The organism is Pseudomonas sp. LPH60 (assembly GCF_030718165.1).
In the GTDB taxonomy this organism is placed as follows: domain Bacteria; phylum Pseudomonadota; class Gammaproteobacteria; order Pseudomonadales; family Pseudomonadaceae; genus Aquipseudomonas; species Aquipseudomonas danubii.
The window spans coordinates 257,323-273,975 of sequence record NZ_JAVAJH010000005.1; the positions used below are offsets into that span (position 1 = coordinate 257,323).

General features: G+C 62.2%; 12 protein-coding genes and 1 pseudogene. 5 read left to right on the forward strand and 8 right to left on the reverse strand.

The features are described from left to right. Window positions 1–43 precede the first annotated feature (43 nt). Both ntrC and glnL read right to left on the reverse strand, forming a co-directional pair. A complete protein-coding gene (gene ntrC, locus Q8O96_RS19745) occupies window positions 44–1,480 on the reverse strand; it encodes a nitrogen regulation protein NR(I) (protein WP_060842227.1) in 1,437 nt (478 codons plus the stop codon). Next, window positions 1,470–2,561 carry a nitrogen regulation protein NR(II) gene (gene glnL, locus Q8O96_RS19750; protein WP_102862743.1) on the reverse strand — a complete coding sequence of 364 codons (1,092 nt, stop codon included), beginning with the start codon at window positions 2,559–2,561 and terminating at the stop codon, window positions 1,470–1,472. Before glnL ends, ntrC begins: the two co-directional genes overlap by 11 nt. Window positions 2,562–2,932: 371 nt before the next feature. Between glnL and Q8O96_RS19755 the strand changes: the two genes are divergently transcribed. Next, entirely contained in the window at window positions 2,933–4,015 is a 1,083-nt protein-coding gene (locus tag Q8O96_RS19755) for a bifunctional transcriptional activator/DNA repair enzyme AdaA (protein ID WP_115581422.1), read from the forward strand. Here the strand turns inward: Q8O96_RS19755 and Q8O96_RS19760 are convergent. Further along, on the reverse strand, window positions 4,009–5,436 hold the full coding sequence (locus tag Q8O96_RS19760; RefSeq protein ID WP_240321947.1) for an MFS transporter: 1,428 nt from the start codon (window positions 5,434–5,436) through the stop codon (window positions 4,009–4,011). The two genes, Q8O96_RS19755 and Q8O96_RS19760, sit on opposite strands and share 7 nt — an antisense overlap. Before the next feature lie 155 nt (window positions 5,437–5,591). Beyond that, window positions 5,592–6,491, reverse strand: a complete 900-nt coding sequence (locus tag Q8O96_RS19765; RefSeq protein WP_115581423.1) for a LysR family transcriptional regulator — start codon at window positions 6,489–6,491, stop codon at window positions 5,592–5,594. Window positions 6,492–6,602: 111 nt separating this feature from the next. On the opposite strand from Q8O96_RS19765, the gene Q8O96_RS19770 reads away from it, so the two are divergent. Next, window positions 6,603–8,324, forward strand: a complete 1,722-nt coding sequence (locus tag Q8O96_RS19770; RefSeq protein WP_305949275.1) for an acyl-CoA dehydrogenase family protein — start codon at window positions 6,603–6,605, stop codon at window positions 8,322–8,324. Between the two features lie 34 nt (window positions 8,325–8,358). Further along, window positions 8,359–9,546, forward strand: coding sequence for a CaiB/BaiF CoA-transferase family protein (locus Q8O96_RS19775; RefSeq protein WP_305949276.1), 1,188 nt, complete (start codon window positions 8,359–8,361; stop codon window positions 9,544–9,546). Window positions 9,547–9,555: 9 nt separating this feature from the next. Here Q8O96_RS19775 and Q8O96_RS19780 read toward each other — a convergent pair. From Q8O96_RS19780 to glnA, 3 genes and pseudogenes are all read right to left on the reverse strand, one after another. Next, a pseudogene (locus tag Q8O96_RS19780) lies at window positions 9,556–9,861 on the reverse strand (DUF4124 domain-containing protein); the annotation flags it as partial. A 120-nt stretch (window positions 9,862–9,981) separates the two neighbouring features. Beyond that, the gene (locus Q8O96_RS19785) at window positions 9,982–10,536 is read right to left on the reverse strand and encodes a chorismate mutase (protein WP_207166944.1); all 555 of its coding nucleotides are present in this window, start codon (window positions 10,534–10,536) and stop codon (window positions 9,982–9,984) included. Window positions 10,537–10,672: 136 nt separating this feature from the next. Then, the gene (glnA, locus tag Q8O96_RS19790) at window positions 10,673–12,079 is read right to left on the reverse strand and encodes a glutamate--ammonia ligase (RefSeq protein WP_016965623.1); all 1,407 of its coding nucleotides are present in this window, start codon (window positions 12,077–12,079) and stop codon (window positions 10,673–10,675) included. 331 nt (window positions 12,080–12,410) lie between these two features. Between glnA and thiI the strand changes: the two genes are divergently transcribed. Together thiI and typA are read left to right on the forward strand one after the other, a co-directional pair. Beyond that, window positions 12,411–13,865 carry a tRNA uracil 4-sulfurtransferase ThiI gene (thiI, locus tag Q8O96_RS19795; RefSeq protein ID WP_102862749.1) on the forward strand — a complete coding sequence of 485 codons (1,455 nt, stop codon included), beginning with the start codon at window positions 12,411–12,413 and terminating at the stop codon, window positions 13,863–13,865. Between the two features lie 139 nt (window positions 13,866–14,004). Next, on the forward strand, window positions 14,005–15,825 hold the full coding sequence (typA, locus tag Q8O96_RS19800) for a translational GTPase TypA (protein ID WP_025130242.1): 1,821 nt from the start codon (window positions 14,005–14,007) through the stop codon (window positions 15,823–15,825). Between the two features lie 276 nt (window positions 15,826–16,101). Here typA and Q8O96_RS19805 read toward each other — a convergent pair whose 3' ends face one another. Then, the gene (locus Q8O96_RS19805; RefSeq protein WP_180988553.1) at window positions 16,102–16,545 is read right to left on the reverse strand and encodes a YkgJ family cysteine cluster protein; all 444 of its coding nucleotides are present in this window, start codon (window positions 16,543–16,545) and stop codon (window positions 16,102–16,104) included. Between the last annotated feature and the right edge of the window lie 108 nt (window positions 16,546–16,653).

Below are 16,653 nucleotides of genomic sequence, written 5' to 3' on the forward strand. Positions count from 1 at the left end.
ACCCCATCCTGGTGCACGCACATCCTCGTTGTTGGGGGAAGGCTCAGCCTTCTTCGCTTTCGTCCTCGTCGGCTCCGTCCACCTTCATCCCCAACTCCTTGATCTTGCGGGTCAGGGTGTTGCGGCCCCAGCCCAACAGCACTGCGGCGTCGCGGCGGCGGCCGGCGGTGTGCTTGAGGGCGGTTTCGATCATGATCCGCTCGAAACTCGGCACCGCGCTGTCCAAAAGGCTCGACTGGCCGCGGGCTAGGGCCTGGTCGGCCCACTGGCGCAGGGCCTGTTCCCAGTTGGTTACCGGCGCCGAATCCTGGGGCAGGCTCAGCAGCTCCGGCGGCAGGTCGCTGATGTGCACCTCGCGCCCCGACGCCATGACGGTGATCCAGCGGCAGGTGTTCTCCAGCTGACGCACGTTGCCCGGCCAGGGCAGGTTCTTCAGGTATTCCTCGGTTTCGTTCTTCAGCAGCTTGGGTTCCACCGCCAGTTCCTGGGCGGCGCGGCTGAGGAAGTGCTTGGCCAGGGTCGGGATGTCTTCGCGACGGTCCGACAGGCGCGGGATATGGATGCGGATCACGTTGAGGCGGTGGAACAGGTCCTCACGAAACTTGCCGGCGTGCACCAGGGTTTCCAGGTTCTGGTGGGTGGCGGCGATGATCCGTACATCGACCTTGACTGGAGTATGTCCACCGACCCGGTAGAACTCGCCATCGGCCAGAACCCGCAGCAGACGAGTCTGGGTATCGGCCGGCATGTCGCCGATTTCGTCGAGGAACAGGGTGCCGCCATCGGCTTGCTCGAAACGTCCACGGCGCAGGTTGGCAGCGCCGGTGAAGGCGCCTTTTTCATGGCCGAACAGCTCGGACTCCATCAGGTCCTTAGGGATAGCCGCCATGTTCAGGGCGATGAACGGCGAAGCCGCCCGCGGGCTGTGACGATGCAGGGCGTGGGCCACCAGTTCCTTGCCGGTGCCGGACTCGCCGTTGATCAACACCGTGATGTTGGAGTGACTCAGGCGCCCGATGGCGCGGAACACCTCCTGCATCGCCGGCGCTTCGCCGATGATCTCCGGGGTGCGGGCCAGGGTCGGGGCCACTTCCAGGCCCTGCTGCTCCTGGGCATGCTGGTTGGCGCGCTTGACCAGGGACACCGCCTCATCCACATCGAATGGCTTGGGCAGGTACTCGAAGGCCCCGCCCTGGTAGGAGGCGACAGCGCTGTCCAGGTCCGAATGCGCGGTCATGATGATCACCGGCAGGCGCGGGTGCAGCTCGCGAATCCGCGCCAGCAGGTCGAGGCCGCTGGCGCCGGGCATACGGATGTCGGAAATGATCACGTCCGGCTGCTGGCGCGCCAGGCGACTCATCACCCCGTCGGCGCTGTCGAAGCTCTGGGTGGTCATGCCTTCTTGTTGCAAGGCTTTCTCCAGGACCCAACGGATAGAACGGTCGTCATCGACGATCCACACGGTTTCACTACGGCTCATGTCGATGGGCTCCTTGTTCCAGAGGCAGAAAGATCGAGAAGGTGGTGTGGCCGGGATGGCTGTCACATTCGATCAGGCCCTGGTGCTGGCTGATGATGTTCTGGGTAATGGCCAGGCCCAGCCCGGTGCCGTCCGGGCGGCCGCTGACCATGGGGAAGAAGAGGGTGTCCTGCAGCTCGGCAGGGATGCCCGGGCCGTTGTCGATGATCTCGATCTTGGTCACCAGGCGATGGCGCACATGGCCGATGGTGAACTGGCGCATGGTGCGGCTGCGCAGGGTGATGCGCCCCAGGCGCATTTCGTTCTGGCTGCTGATGGCTTGCATGGCGTTGCGCACGATGTTGAGCACCGCCTGGATCATCTGCTCGCGGTCGATCAAAACGTCGGGAATGCTCGGGTCGTAATCGCGTACCAGGGTGATGCAGCCCTGGCTTTCGGCTTCCACCAGGCTGCTGACCCGCTCCAGCACTTCATGGATGTTGGTCAGCGCCAGGGACGGCAGCTTGTTCGAGCCCAGCATGCGGTCCACCAGGTTCCGCAGGCGGTCGGCCTCTTCGATGATGACGTTGGTGTAGTCCTTGAGGCTTTCCTCGGGCAGCTCCCGGGCCAGCAATTGTGCGGCGCCGCGAATCCCTCCCAAGGGGTTCTTGATCTCGTGGGCCAGGCCGCGCACCAGCATTTTGCTGGTTTCCTGCTTGGACAGCTGGGCCTCTTCCTTGGTGATGCGCAGCAGCCGGTCGCGGGGGTGGACCTCCAGCAGCAGCAAGGTATCGCCATTGCTGAGGATCGGCGTCACCGCGTAGTCGACGGTCAGGGTCTGGCCAGTCAGGGCGGTGAGCATGGCCTCGCGCTTGGTGAAGGGGTGCGCCTGTTCCACCGCCTGGCGCAGGGAGCTCAGGGCCTCGGCGGACTCGGTGAACAGCTCGCTGATGAATTGCCCATGGCTGCGCTGGCCGCTGATGGCCAGGAGCATCTCCGCCGCCGGGTTCATGTACTCAAGGCGCAGGTCGGCGTTGAGCAGGATGGTGGCGGTGGTCAGGTTGTCCAGAAGCAGACGGTGCAGTGGGTCGCTGATGGTCATGGGTAAGTGGTGACCTCTTTTGAAGCAAGACAATCCGGGGCCGGTCCCGAATTGCGCGCGCGGGTAAGGCGCTGATGTGGAGAAAATGCAAAAACCAAACCAAGGCTCCGAAAAGAAGCGTCCAAGCCCTGAAACAGCCGTTTGAAGCTCGATTGCGTGGCGCTTTGCCAGCCCAGGCGGGTATTTTCGAACCAAAATGGGCTGTGAATGGTCTCCGGGTGCAACCTGCTGCACCAATATAGTGCATGAATCTGCATGGTGCTTGCGTGGTGCTCGACGGTGTGAGAATCAACGCCCGTTTTTCAGCGGTCGCTGTCAGGGAGCGGGTTTAAAGTGCTCGAACCCCATGCTTCAAGGTTTAGGATGCGGCCATGGAAAACGTCCCTCTGCTGTTCCAGCTCCCCGATGACGACACCCTGTACCAGGCCCTTCTGGATCGCGACCCGGCCTATGAAGGCTTTGCCTTTGTCGGGGTGAAAAGTACCGGTGTGTTCTGTCGCCTGACCTGTGCCGCGCGCAAGCCCAAGCGTGAGAACACGGTGTTTTTCAGCTCCATCAAGGGCTGCGTCGAAGCGGGATTCCGCGCCTGTCTGCGTTGTCGCCCCCTGGAGCGGGCCGGAGTGCAGGAGCCCTGGGTGCAAACCCTGCTGGATCAGTTGCAAAGCGATCCCGAACGCCGCTGGTACGAAGACGACCTGAGCGGCCAGGGCCTGGACCCGTCCACCGTGCGTCGCGCGTTCAAGCGCTACTTTGGGGTGACCTTCCTGGAAATGGCCCGCCTGCGACGCATGGGCCAAGGCATGCAGCAGCTGTCCTGTGGTGAGTCGGTGATCGAGGCGCAGATCAGCGCCGGCTTTGATTCCGATAGTGGCTTTCGCCGTGCCTTTGCCCGCCTGGCCGGCCAGCCGCCGTCGAACCTGCGGGGGCGCGAGCTGCTCAAGGTGGACTGGCTGCAGACCCCCATCGGCGTGATGCTGGCGGTGGCTGACGCCCAGGTCCTGCATCTGCTGGAGTTTTTCGATCGTCCGGCCCTGGCCAATGAGCTGCAAAACCTGCAAAAGAGCAGCGGCTCCAGCATAGGGTTCGGACGTTTCGCCCCTATCGATCAAATCGAGGCCGAGTTGCAGCGTTACTTCGCCGGAGAAGCCGACGGTTTCCACACCCCCCTGGCGATGAACGCCTCGCCCTTTACCCGAACGGTGTGGCAGGCCTTGCGCGCCATCCCTGTGGGCAGTACCTGCAGTTATGCCGAAGTGGCGAGCCGGATCGGCTCGCCGTCAGCGGTGCGTGCCGTGGCCCGGGCCAACGGCGCCAATCAGATCGCCATCGTCATCGCCTGTCACCGGGTCATTGGTAGCGATGGCGCGCTGACCGGCTACGGCGGCGGACTGTGGCGCAAGCGCTGGCTGCTGGAGCACGAGCGCCGCATGGCAAGCCCCGGGGCGATTCAGTGAGCGGGCTGTAGAGGCTTGCCTGAAGTTCCCGGGCGGGTTTGCGCAAGGTTATCCACAGGCCCTTGCGGCGGTTTTTGGTTCTCTGTCTGGCGCGCCAGTTCATCGGCATCCGCCTGCTCCGCTGTGGACAACTCGGCAGCGTTGTGACCGATGCGCTTGAGCAGCGCCAGCATGCACAGCAGCGAAACCAGGGCGTAGCAGGCCGAGGCGATGGCCACGCCGATGATGCTGCCGGTGCCATTGAGGATGCTTTGCGCCAGCACCGGGGTGGCGCCGCCCACCAGCAGTGAACACAGCTGATAGGAAATCGACAGCCCGCTGTAGCGTACCCGGGTTGGAAAGGCCCGGGCCAGGATACCGCCCACCGCGCCATAGAACATCGAATGCGGCACCGTGGCCAGGCACATGCCGAGCACGGCGATCCAGTAGCTGCCGGTTTCCACGGCGAAGAACATCGCCGGCATCAGCAGCAACTCCGGCACCACCATCAGCACCATGGCCTTGCGCATGTCGATGCGTGACACCAGCACCGCCCCCAGGGGCTGGGTGATGAACTGCACCACCAGGGCAATGACGATCACGCTGAGAAAACTGCTCTGGGTGTAGCCCAGCTCCCTGGTGGCCCAGGACAGGGCAAAGGTGCTCTTGAAGTAGGTGACGTGGATGATCGGCAGCACCCCGGCGCCCAGCAGCACCAGGCGCCAGTGGCTGCGCAGCACTTCGAGAATCGGCAGCTTGACGGTCTTCTTCTGCGCGATCAGGCGCTGCATGTCATCGGATTCTTCAAGCTTGAGGCGAATGACCATGCCGACGATCACCAGCAGCGCCGAGAGCAGGAATGGAATGCGCCAGCCCCAGAGCAGGAAGTCCGGCGCGGGCAGGGCGCTGAGGCCGAAGAACACCAGGGTTGCCAGCAGGTTGCCAGCCGGTGAGCCCTGCTGGGCAAAGGCGGCATAGAGAATGCCCTTGCCCTTGGGCGCACTCTCGCTGGCGATTAGGATCGCCCCGCCCCATTCGCCGCCCACCGCGATGCCCTGGATGATGCGCAAGGTCACCAGGGCAATCGGCGCCCAGATGCCGATCTGCAGGTAGCTGGGTAGCAGGCCGATGCAGGTGGTGGCCACGCCCATCATGATCAGGGTGATCACCAGGGTGGTCTTGCGGCCGATCTTGTCGCCCATGTGGCCGAAGATGATGCCGCCGATGGGGCGTGCGACAAAACCGGCCCACAGGGTCAGGAAGGACAACAGGGTAGCGGTGCCCGGGGGCAGGTCGGCGGGGAAGAAGACTTTGCCGAACACCAGGGCGGCGGCGATTCCGTAGGCGTAGAAGTCATACCACTCGATGGTGGTGCCGATGAACGAGGCGATGCCCGCCTTGCGGGCTTTCTTGTGGGCGGCAGCTTCCAGGGCGGCGGTCATGTGCAACTCCTGCTTGTTATTGTTATGGGCACCCGTGCAGGGCGCGTGGGCTTCATGCAAGCCCCGACCGCTGGGAGCCTATACAGGCAGGAATCGAAAAATATAATGATTAAATCTTATGGTTTGATACGTGATTTCGTATCGCCGCGCCCTGCTCAGGCCCCTGTGGCGGCTGCTTGCAGCAGGGATCTGAACAGGGCGAGGAAACTGTCGGCGGCGGCCGAAGGTTTGTCCGCCCGATGGATCGCCATAATCTCCGAAGGCGCCCCCCGGCCTTCGATTTCGCAGTAACTCACCCCCGGCTGGCCGAGCAGTGCCAGGGTCTGGGGCACCAGCGCCACCCCCATCTCATGGGCCACCATCGCCACCACGGTTTGCCAGAGCCGAGTCTCGTGACGAATGCGCGGACTGAATCCGGCGGCCACGCAGCGGGCGATGATCAGGTCGTGGTAGTGGGGCGAGACCTCCCGTGGAAACAGGATGAAATCATCATGGGCCAATTGCCTCAGGTCGACCTGCGCCTGCCCGGCCAGTCGGTGGCCCTGGGGCAGGCAGCAGAGAAAGGGTTCGGCCAGCAGTATCTCGCTGTGGATACCGGCGGCGAAGGTGCCACCGTGGACGAAACCGATATCGATCTGGCCCCGCTGCAGGGCCTGGGCCTGGGCGGCGCTGTTCATTTCCATCAGCACGATCTCGGTGTCCGGATGATCACGCTCGAAGGCCTTGACCGCCTGGGGCAGGCCGCGGTGCAGGATCGAGTTGACGAAACCCACGCTCAGGCGCCCGGCAAAACCTTCGGCCGAGCGCTGGGTCAGGCGTCGTGCCTGGTCGGCCCGCAGCAGCAGGTAGCGCGCCTCGCCCAGCAGCACCTGGCCGGCGTTGGTCAGGCTCACGGACTTGTTGTTGCGGTTGAGCAACTGGATATCCAGTTGCCCTTCAAGCTTCTTGATGTCGAAACTCAGCGCCGGTTGCGAAATGCACAGACGCTCCGCGGCGCGCCCGAAGTGCAGCTCCTCGGCCACGGCGACGAAGTAACGCAGTTGTTTGAGGTCCATGAGGAGCCTGCCTTCTACGATCTGGTTTTCTTATCGTAGTGGATGGATTTTGTATTAGATACTTATCGATGGCGGCTCTAGTCTCGGCCTACAAAAATCAGGAGACGCGCCATGACCGCCGAGCCCCGCCCTATTGAAGACCGCCTGAACATCCCTGATAGCCGTGGCCTCAACCTGTTTGACTGCGACGCCGGCCTGGGCGCATTGCTCAAGGTCTACCTGCCGCCGGAGGTCTATCAGCAGTGGCTGCCGACCTTGCAGCGCCTGGGGGCCCGGGCCGGTGGTGAGCTCGATGTCTTGGCCCTGTCCGCCGACAAGCACCCGCCGGTATTGCAGCCCCGCACCCGCCGCGGCGAGAACCTGCAGAGCATTGCCAAGCATCCGGACTACATCGCCCTGGAGCGGGTGGCTTACGCCGAGCTGGGCCTGGCCTCCATGAGCCATCGCCCTGACGGCCCGCTGCCACTGGTCAAGTACGCCCTGACCTATCTGTTCGTCCAGGCCGAGTTCGGCCTGTGCTGCCCGGTGAGCATGACCGACTCCCTGGCCCGCACCCTGCGCAAGTTCGGCACGCCTGAGCTGGTGCAGCGTTATCTGCCGCGACTGCAGTCCCAGGATTTCGACGAGTTGTTCCAGGGGGCGATGTTCATGACCGAGCAGGCCGCTGGCTCCGATGTTTCGCGCACCGAAACCCGCGCCCGGCTGGAAGACGGCCAATGGCGGTTGTACGGCGAGAAATGGTTCTGTTCCAACCCGGATGCCGACCTGGCCATGGTCCTGGCGCGCCCGGAACAGGCGCCCGCGGGCATGGCCGGGGTCACCCTGTTCCTGCTGCCGAAAGTCCTGGCCGACGGTTCGCGCAACCAGTACCGGATCCAGCGCCTGAAGGACAAGCTGGGCAGTCGCTCCATGGCCAGTGGCGAGATCACCCTGGAAGGCGCCAGCGCCTACCTGATCGGTAAGGTCGGCCGCGGCTTCCAGCAGATGGCCGACATGGTCAACATGTCGCGGCTGTCCAACGGCGTGCGGGCAGCGGGGCTGATGCGCCGCGGGGTCAACGAAGCGCTGTTCATCGCCCGCCAGCGCCGGGCCTTCGGCAAGCATCTGATCGAGATGCCGCTGATGCAGCGGCAGTTGCTGAAGATGATGCTGCCCACCGAGCAGGCGCGCTCGATGTTCATGCAGATCGCCAGTTTGCTGCCCCGGGCTGATCGCGGTGACGAGGCGGCGCGTAAATGTGTGCGGATTCTTACGCCACTGATCAAATTCCGCGCCTGCCGCGACGCTCGGCGGGTCACCGGCGATGCCATGGAGGTGCGAGGTGGGGTTGGCTACATCGAGGAGTGGAGCGATGCCCGGCTGGTGCGCGACGCCCATCTGGGTTCGATCTGGGAGGGCACCAGCAATATCGTCGCCCTGGACATTGCCCGGGCGGTGACCCGTGAGCAGGCGCTGGAAGCCTTGCAAGGTTATCTGGCGGCACTGCTGGCCGAGGCCGATCTGCCGGACGCCAGCCGCAGGCTGTTCGATTCGGCGCTGCTGCGCACGGTCACAGGCTTCCATACGGTGGCGCAGCAACGCCGGGATGAGCAGGTGCGTCAGTTCGGCAGCGTGCTGTATCACCTGACCAGCGCGATTTTCATGGCCTGGGAAGCTGTGCGTCAGGCTCCGGATTATCGACGCCTGGGCCTGGCTCATCTGGTGCTGGCGCACAAGGTGCTGCCACGGGACCCCTTGAGCCTGGAGCCGGCTATCGATGCCGAGCTGCTGGCGCGCCTGGCCAATGAGAGCCCGCTGTCACAAGCCGAGGCCATGCAACTGCTGCCGGCCTGATTGGCCGGCCCTTTCCGATGTGCGGAGTATCTGGATGAACCTTGCTCAAGGGGCCCTGGCGGGCCTGAAAGTCATTGATCTGAGCCGCGTGCTGGGCGGTCCCTACTGTACCCAGGCCCTGGCCGACCAAGGCGCCGAAGTCATCAAGCTGGAGCCTTTGAGTGGCGATGAAACCCGGGGTTGGGGGCCACCGTTCGAAGGCGATGACGCCTCATACTTTCGCGGCATCAACCGTAACAAGCGGGGGATTGCCGTCGACCTGTCGCGCACCGAGGGCCTGGCCCTGCTGATGCAATTGCTGGAAGGCGCCGATGTGTTGGTGGAGAACTTCAAGCCCGGCACCCTGCAACGCTGGGGCATCGGTTTTCAGGAGGTGCTGAGCCCGCGTTTCCCGAGGTTGATTCATTGCGCGATCTCTGGCTTTGGCGCCGATGGTCCCTTGGGCGGCTTACCCGGCTATGACGCGGTGATCCAGGCCATGGCCGGCTTGATGAGTGTCAACGGCGAAGGCGAGGGCGGGCCACTGCGCATCGGCTTGCCGATCGTCGATATGGTCACTGGCCTGAATGCGTTGGCGGGGATTCTCCTGGCCCTCAACGAGCGTCAGCGCAGCGGCCTTGGGCAGTCCCTGGATATTTCCCTGTATGACTGCGGCGTCTCCCTGCTGCACCCCCATCTGCCGAACTATTTCGCTTCCGGCAAGCCCCCGAAGCGCACGGGAAATGCCCATCCCAACATCGCCCCTTACGACAGCTATCGCACCGCCGGCGAACCGATTTTCCTCGCGGTTGGCAATGATCGACAGTTCGCCACGCTATGCCTGGAACTGGGGGCCAGCGAGTTGCTGGAAGACCCGCGCTTTGCCGATAACGGCCAGCGCTCGGTCAATCGTCAAGCCTTGAAACAGGCTTTGGAGCGGCATCTGGTTGCCCACGATGGGGCCTCGCTGGCACCGCGGCTGATTGGCTTGGGAGTGCCTTGTGGTTCGATTGCTACGGTGGATCAGGTGGTGACTCATCCCCATACCCGGCATCGCGGTCTGCTGGTGGAACTCGATGGTTACCGCGGCATAGGTTCGCCGGTGAAGCTGTCGCGAACCCCGGCTAGCTATCGGACGGTTCCGCCGACCCTGGGCCAGGATACCCGTGCGGTACTGCAGGGGCTGGGGCTGGATGAGCCGACTATCGCCAAGCTGCTGGCCAGCGGGGTGGTGCGCGGTTGAGGTTTGCACTCAGCGGCGATGGGCTCGCAGTAGGGTGAAGGTGATGCTCGGACTCTGTTGCAGCACCTTCGCGCCGTCGAGGACCTGCACGGCCAGACGATGTTGGCCGCGGTCAATATTCACCAGCGGCAACTCGGGGCCCCGGCTCGGGGCGCCATACGCCTGATCGTCCAGCAGCAGGCGCAGGTGATGCTGCGGCTGCAAGTCCGGCACCAGCGCCACCTGCACCTTGAAGCTGCCGTTGTTGGCCCGCAGCGCGCCGTGCTCTGGCACGCCCTGCAACTGCAGTTGGGCGTAAGGTTCTGCGCTGGCGGGCAGCGCCGTTATCCACAACAGGCAAAAAGCGGCGACGCGCATCACGGTGATTCCAGCCCTTTACAGGTTCGCGGTTGAAAGGCTCAGCATAGGGCGGCGCGAGGCTGGACGCGGGCGCGGTTAACCTTTGAACACACATAACTCAGCGGTGGCGCGGACCATTGCCAGTTGCTGCAGCGGGTCGCGGCTGGCGGCCTGATTGGCCTGGGCCAGCCATTGCGGGCATTGGCGATCGCCGGCATGGGGGCTGAAGTCGGCCAGTTGCTGCAGCAGACGTTTTTGTAACTGATCGAGTTGTGGTCGGATCTGTCCGGCCAGGTCCTGGCGCGGGGTGTCTGGCGCCCGGCCTTGCAGGTGCCAGCTGGACAGCCTGGCGTACTGCACCAGTTTGTTGGCTTCGATCTGGGCGGCGAAGAACTGCCCAACCCTTTCCTCGCTCAGGTGATAGGTGGCGGCCTGGGCCGTGGCGCCGGCAATCACCTGCTGTTCCCGAGGACGGTCCTCGACAGCCTTGTGGCTGTCCCATTTGCTCAGGGCCACCTGATCGGCAATGGCCAGGCGTTCGCCGATGCTGCCGAGCAACGGGGCGAGAGCGGCGGGGGCTTCGGTGGCGCAGGCGGCTGTGGTGAGCAGGCTGCAGGTCAGGGCGAGGCACAAGTTGAGGCGCGAAGTCATGGGCGGGCTCGGCAGATAAGAGAAGGGCGGCGCCCATGATGCACGCAACCACCCCGGGCAGGGCAAATGCGCGGGCATAAAAAAGGCCTCCCGAAGGAGGCCTCTCGATCACGCGGCTTGCGCCGGCGCTACCGGATCAGCAGCTGTAGTACAGCTCGTATTCCAGTGGGTGTACGAAGGTACGGACCTTGATCTCTTCTTCGCTTTTCAGGGCGATGTAAGCGTCGATGAAGTCGTCGCTGAAAACGCCGCCTTTGGTCAGGAACGCACGACCTTTGTCCAGCTCTTCCAGGGCTTCCTTCAGGCTGCCGCAAACTTGTGGGATCTCTTTGGCCTCTTCAGGCGGCAGGTCGTACAGGTTTTTGTCAGCGGCGTCGCCAGGGTGGATCTTGTTCTGGATACCGTCCAGGCCGGCCATCAGCAGAGCAGCGAAGGCCAGGTATGGGTTGGCAGCCGGGTCCGGGAAACGGGCTTCGATACGGCGGGCTTTAGGGCTCGACACGTAAGGAATACGGATCGAAGCGGAACGGTTGCGTGCCGAGTAGGCCAGCATGACCGGGGCTTCGAAGCCTGGAACCAGACGCTTGTAGGAGTTGGTGGCCGGGTTGGTGAAGCCGTTCAGGGCCTTACCGTGCTTGATGATGCCGCCGATGAAGTACAGAGCGGTGTCGGACAGGCCGGCATAGCCTTCGCCAGCGAAGGTGTTTTTGCCGTCTTTCCAGATCGACATGTGCACGTGCATGCCCGAGCCGTTGTCGCCGTACAGTGGCTTAGGCATGAAGGTGGCAGTACGACCGTAGGCGTCGGCCACGTTGTGCACGACGTATTTCAGGGTCTGGGTTTCGTCGGCTTTCTTCACCAGGGTGTTGAACTTGACGCCGATTTCGTTCTGGCCGGCAGTCGCCACTTCGTGGTGGTGAACTTCGACGGTCAGGCCCATTTCTTCCAGTGCGTTGCACATGGAGGTACGGATTTCGTGGTCGTGGTCGAACGGTGGAACCGGGAAGTAGCCGCCTTTGACGCCTGGACGGTGGCCCTTGTTGCCGCCTTCGATGTCCTGGTCGGACATCCAGGAACCTTGTTCGGAGTAGATCTTGAACATGGAACCGGAGATGTCGGACTTGAATTTCACTTGGTCAAAGATGAAGAACTCTGGCTCTGGACCGGCGAATACGGTGTCGCCGATGCCGGTGGCTTTCAGGTGCTCTTCGGCGCGCTTGGCAATGGCGCGTGGGTCGCGGTCGTAACCTTGCATGCTCGAAGGTTCGATGATGTCGCAGACCAGGATCAGGGTCGGTTCTTCGGTGAACGGGTCCAGCACGGCGGTTTCGTCGTCCGGCATCAGGATCATGTCGGAGGCTTCGATGCCTTTCCAGCCAGCGATGGAGGAACCGTCGAACATCTTGCCGGATTCGAAGAAGTCTTCATCCAGCGCATCACGGGCCGGCATGGTCACGTGATGTTGAGTGCCCTTGGTGTCAGTGAAGCGCAGATCAATCCATTTGACGTCATGATCTTTGATGAGTTGAACCGACTTCGACATAGTGTCCTCCGGGTGGCTTCGGGCTTGGTGTTGGAGTGCCCTTAGAATGTGGGTGATGCCGGCGCGAATACTCTGCCATGGCAACCTGCCTCACAAGGGAGCAAATTGCATGCCAGTGCCCCGAGATGGGTTTTCTGCCCCAAAATCACGCTTTGTGCGGCGGATTTGGCGTAATGCCGGCATTTGGCGCACTGCAATGTAGCGTCTTCTTTGATAAATGACCCGTTTTGGTGCACCTAAAACCTTCTGCACATTAATTGGTTAAACCTTGAGCAATTTCCGCTATAATCCGCGCCCCCCTTTTTCGGCTGGCCCAGCGCGCGCAGTTTTCATGAAACTAATCGTTAAAGTTTTCCCGGAAATCACCATCAAGAGCCGCCCGGTACGGATGCGTTTCATCCGTCAGTTGGCCAAGAACATCCGTGCCGTGCTCCGCGATCTGGACCCGGCCGTGGTGGTCAATGGTGTGTGGGACAACCTCGAGCTGGAAACCGCCCTCAGCGAGCCCAAGGCCCTGAAGGAGCTGACCGAGCGCCTGAGTTGCATGCCCGGCATCGCGCATTTCCTGCAGGTTGACGAGTACCCGCTGGGCGACTTCGACGACATCGTTGCCAAGTGCAAGCAGCACTTCGGCGAGGCCTTGCCCGGGAAGATTTTCTCGGTGCGCTGCAAGCGTGCCGGCAAGCATGAATTCAGCTCCATGGATGTGGAAAAGTACGTCGGCAGCCAGCTGCGTCGGCAGTGCGGCGCCGCCGGCATTTCCCTCAAAGAGCCGGAAATCGAAGTGCGGATGGAAATTCGCGACCAACGGTTGTTCGTGATCCACAGCCAGCACAACAGTATCGGTGGCTACCCGCTGGGCGCCCTGGAACAGACCCTGGTGCTGATGTCCGGCGGCTTCGATTCCACGGTCGCCGCTTATCAGGTCATGCGCCGTGGCCTGATGAGCCACTTCTGCTTCTTCAATCTGGGCGGCCGTGCCCACGAACTGGGCGTGATGGAAGTCGCGCACTATATATGGAAGAAGTACGGCAGCTCCCAGCGGGTGCTGTTCGTCAGCGTGCCGTTCGAGGAAGTGCTCGGGGAAATTCTCGGCAAAGTCGACAACAGTCATATGGGCGTCATTTTGAAGCGTATGATGTTGCGTGCCGCCTCAAGCATCGCCGACCGTCTGCACATCGACGCGCTGGTGACCGGCGAGGCGATTTCCCAGGTGTCCAGCCAGACGTTGCCCAACCTGTCGGTGATCGACTGCGTGACCGAGAAGCTGGTGCTGCGCCCGCTGATCGCCAGTCACAAGCAGGACATCATCGACCTGGCCGAAGAGATCGGCACTGCCGACTTCGCCAAGCACATGCCGGAGTACTGCGGGGTCATCTCGGTGAACCCCAAGACCCATGCCAAGCGCCATCGCGTCGAGCATGAAGAGAAAGAATTCGATATGGCGGTGCTCGAGCGTGCGATCGAGCGGGCCAAACTGGTGCCGATCGATCGGGTGATCGACGAGTTGGGCCAGGATTTGCAGATTGAAGAAGTCAGTGAGGCGCTGGCCGGTCAGATCGTCATCGACATCCGTCACCCGGATGCCCAGGAAGACGACCCGCTGGAGCTTGCTGGCATCGAAGTACAAGCGCTGCCGTTCTATGCATTGAACGCCCGCTTCAAGGAACTGGACCCTACGCGCCAGTACCTGCTGTATTGCGACAAAGGCGTCATGAGTCGCCTGCATGCTCACCATCTGCTCAGTGAGGGACATGCCAATGTGCGCGTTTATAGACCGAGCTAAGTGCCCGGGGATGTTCGCCTGTGGCTTGCGTCACCGGCCCCCCGACGCCGCCGTCCAGCTGTAACGGCCAGGCCTGACTCTATTGTTAATCGCTGCCAGCATTTGTCAGCACACCGAATCCTCTGATCGAGATACACAAGTGATCGAAAATCTACGCAACATCGCCATCATTGCCCACGTTGACCATGGTAAGACCACCCTGGTAGACAAACTCCTGCGTCAATCCGGCACCCTGGAGCGCAACGAGCTCAACGACGAGCGCGTGATGGACTCCAACGACCAGGAAAAAGAACGCGGTATTACCATCCTGGCGAAAAACACCGCCATCAACTGGAACGGCTACCACATCAACATCGTGGACACCCCGGGCCACGCCGACTTCGGCGGCGAAGTTGAGCGCGTAATGTCCATGGTCGACTCCGTACTGCTGCTGGTCGACGCTCAAGACGGCCCGATGCCGCAAACCCGTTTCGTGACCAAGAAGGCGTTCGAAGCCGGCCTGCGTCCAATCGTGGTGATCAACAAGGTTGACCGTCCGGGCGCGCGTCCTGACTGGGTTCTGGACCAGATCTTCGACCTGTTCGACAACCTGGGTGCCACCGAAGAACAGCTGGACTTCAAAGTCGTCTACGCCTCGGCCCTGAACGGCATTGCCGGTCTGGACCACACCGAAATGGCTGAAGACATGACCCCGCTGTACCAGTCGATCGTCGACAACGTGCCAGCGCCAAGCGTTGACCGTGACGGTCCGTTCCAGATGCAGGTTTCCGCTCTGGACTACAACAGCTTCCTGGGTGTGATCGGCGTTGGCCGTATCGCTCGCGGTCGCGTCAAGCCCAACACCCCGGTTGTGGCCATCGACGTCAACGGCAAGCGCCGTAACGGTCGTATCCTCAAGCTGATGGGTCACCACGGCCTGCACCGTGTAGACGTTGAAGAAGCCGCTGCTGGCGACATCGTTTGCATCAGCGGTTTCGACGAGCTGTTCATCTCCGACACCCTGTGCGATCCGACTGTTGTCGAAGCGATGAAGCCACTGAGCGTCGACGAGCCAACCGTTTCCATGACCTTCCAGGTCAACGACTCGCCATTCTGCGGTAAAGAAGGCAAGTTCGTGACCAGCCGTAACATCAAGGAACGTCTGGACAAAGAGCTGCTGTACAACGTTGCTCTGCGCGTTGAAGAAGGCGACTCGGCTGACAAGTTCAAGGTCTCCGGCCGTGGTGAGCTGCACCTGTCGGTACTGATCGAAACCATGCGTCGCGAAGGCTTCGAGATGGGCGTTGGCCGTCCTGAAGTGATCATCCGTGAAGTGGATGGCGTGAAGCAGGAACCGTTCGAAAACGTCACCATCGACATCCCTGAAGAATCCCAGGGCAAGGTCATGGAAGAAATGGGCCTGCGTAAGGGCGACCTGAGCAACATGGTTCCGGATGGCAAGGGCCGTGTACGCCTGGAATACAACATTCCAGCCCGTGGTCTGATCGGTTTCCGTAACCAGTTCCTGACCCTGACCAACGGCGCAGGCATCCTGACCTCGATCTTCGATCGTTACGCTCCGATGAAGTCCGGCCACATGTCCGGCCGTCAGAACGGCGTCCTGGTATCGGTAGAAACCGGCAAGGCCCTGACCTACTCCCTGGAAACCCTGCAGGCGCGCGGCAAGCTGTTCGTCGAGCACGGCCAGGAAATCTACAACGGTCAGATCGTCGGTCTGAACAGCCGTGACAACGACCTGGGCGTCAACCCTACCAAGGGCAAGAAGCTCGACAACATGCGTGCTTCGGGTAAAGACGAAACCATCGCCCTGGTTCCACCTGTTCGCTTCACCCTGGAACAGGCTCTGGAATTCATCCAGGACGACGAGCTGTGTGAAGTGACTCCTAAGTCCATCCGTCTTCGCAAGAAGATCCTGGACGAAGGCGAGCGTACCCGCGCTGCCAAGAAAGCCAAGAACTGAGTCTTTAGTTCCGGCTGAATGAAAACGCCCCCGGTCGCGAGACCGGGGGCGTTTTTTTATGCCTGGAGAAAACCTGTAGCCGCTGCCGAGCCTGCGAGGCTGCGACCGGGCGCGCAGCGGCCGTCAACCCAGGCGGCGCGTAGTGCCTGAGCTACCGTGCTGGCCGTCTTGCGGCTGCCTTGCAGCGGTTCGCAGCCTTGCGCTGCTCGGCAGCGGCTACGGCAGCGCTAGCTGCGGTGGGAGTCGGGCAGCCCTGGCAGCCTGAAGGGCAGGGGATCAGAAACGTTCCAGGGTTCGACTGCTGGTATTGGTCGGGCGCTCCTGGGGCTTGGGCTTGTAGGCGCAGTAGCCCGGGCGCGGGCCGATCTTCGGGTGGTTGCGGCAGGTGTCCGGGCGCTTGTCATAAATGGTGCACAGGCGGCTTTTACGATCCAGATACAGGCAGTCGTTGTTGCTCATGCGCTGCAAGGTGAAGATTTCCGACTTCTGGTTGTAGCGCTCGACGATGCCTTCTTTCTGCAGGCGCTTGGCAATGTTCTTCGCCGGTTCGCCGCGCTCGAATTCGTCGACGATACCAATGCGGATCAGGTCCTTGATCTTCACTTCCACCGGCAGGGTGCAGCAGCTGGACATGCAGGAACCGCACATGGGCGCGGAGTATTTGGCCCAGGTATCGAGACGGTCGATTTCCGCGGCAGCGATCAGGTTGGACTTCATCAAGGTGGTTTTTCCGGCATGTTCCAGGGCGCGCGATCATACCGGGACTGGTGGATTTTTGAACGACTTTAGGTCGGATTTTTCTTGTCTGCCTTGCGATTAGTCCCTGGC

What these genes read in the sequence shown, in the direction of transcription:
- glnL (WP_102862743.1), bottom strand. Translation starts at nt 2,561, where the DNA reads ATGACCATCAGCGACCCACTGCACCGTCTGCTTCTGGACAACCTGACC.
- ntrC (WP_060842227.1), bottom strand. Translation starts at nt 1,480, where the DNA reads ATGAGCCGTAGTGAAACCGTGTGGATCGTCGATGACGACCGTTCTATC.
- thiI (WP_102862749.1), top strand. Translation starts at nt 12,411, where the DNA reads ATGAAACTAATCGTTAAAGTTTTCCCGGAAATCACCATCAAGAGCCGC.
- Q8O96_RS19770 (WP_305949275.1), top strand. Translation starts at nt 6,603, where the DNA reads ATGACCGCCGAGCCCCGCCCTATTGAAGACCGCCTGAACATCCCTGAT.
- Q8O96_RS19760 (WP_240321947.1), bottom strand. Translation starts at nt 5,436, where the DNA reads ATGACCGCCGCCCTGGAAGCTGCCGCCCACAAGAAAGCCCGCAAGGCG.
- Q8O96_RS19775 (WP_305949276.1), top strand. Translation starts at nt 8,359, where the DNA reads ATGAACCTTGCTCAAGGGGCCCTGGCGGGCCTGAAAGTCATTGATCTG.
- Q8O96_RS19785 (WP_207166944.1), bottom strand. Translation starts at nt 10,536, where the DNA reads ATGACTTCGCGCCTCAACTTGTGCCTCGCCCTGACCTGCAGCCTGCTC.
- Q8O96_RS19755 (WP_115581422.1), top strand. Translation starts at nt 2,933, where the DNA reads ATGGAAAACGTCCCTCTGCTGTTCCAGCTCCCCGATGACGACACCCTG.
- Q8O96_RS19765 (WP_115581423.1), bottom strand. Translation starts at nt 6,491, where the DNA reads ATGGACCTCAAACAACTGCGTTACTTCGTCGCCGTGGCCGAGGAGCTG.
- glnA (WP_016965623.1), bottom strand. Translation starts at nt 12,079, where the DNA reads ATGTCGAAGTCGGTTCAACTCATCAAAGATCATGACGTCAAATGGATT.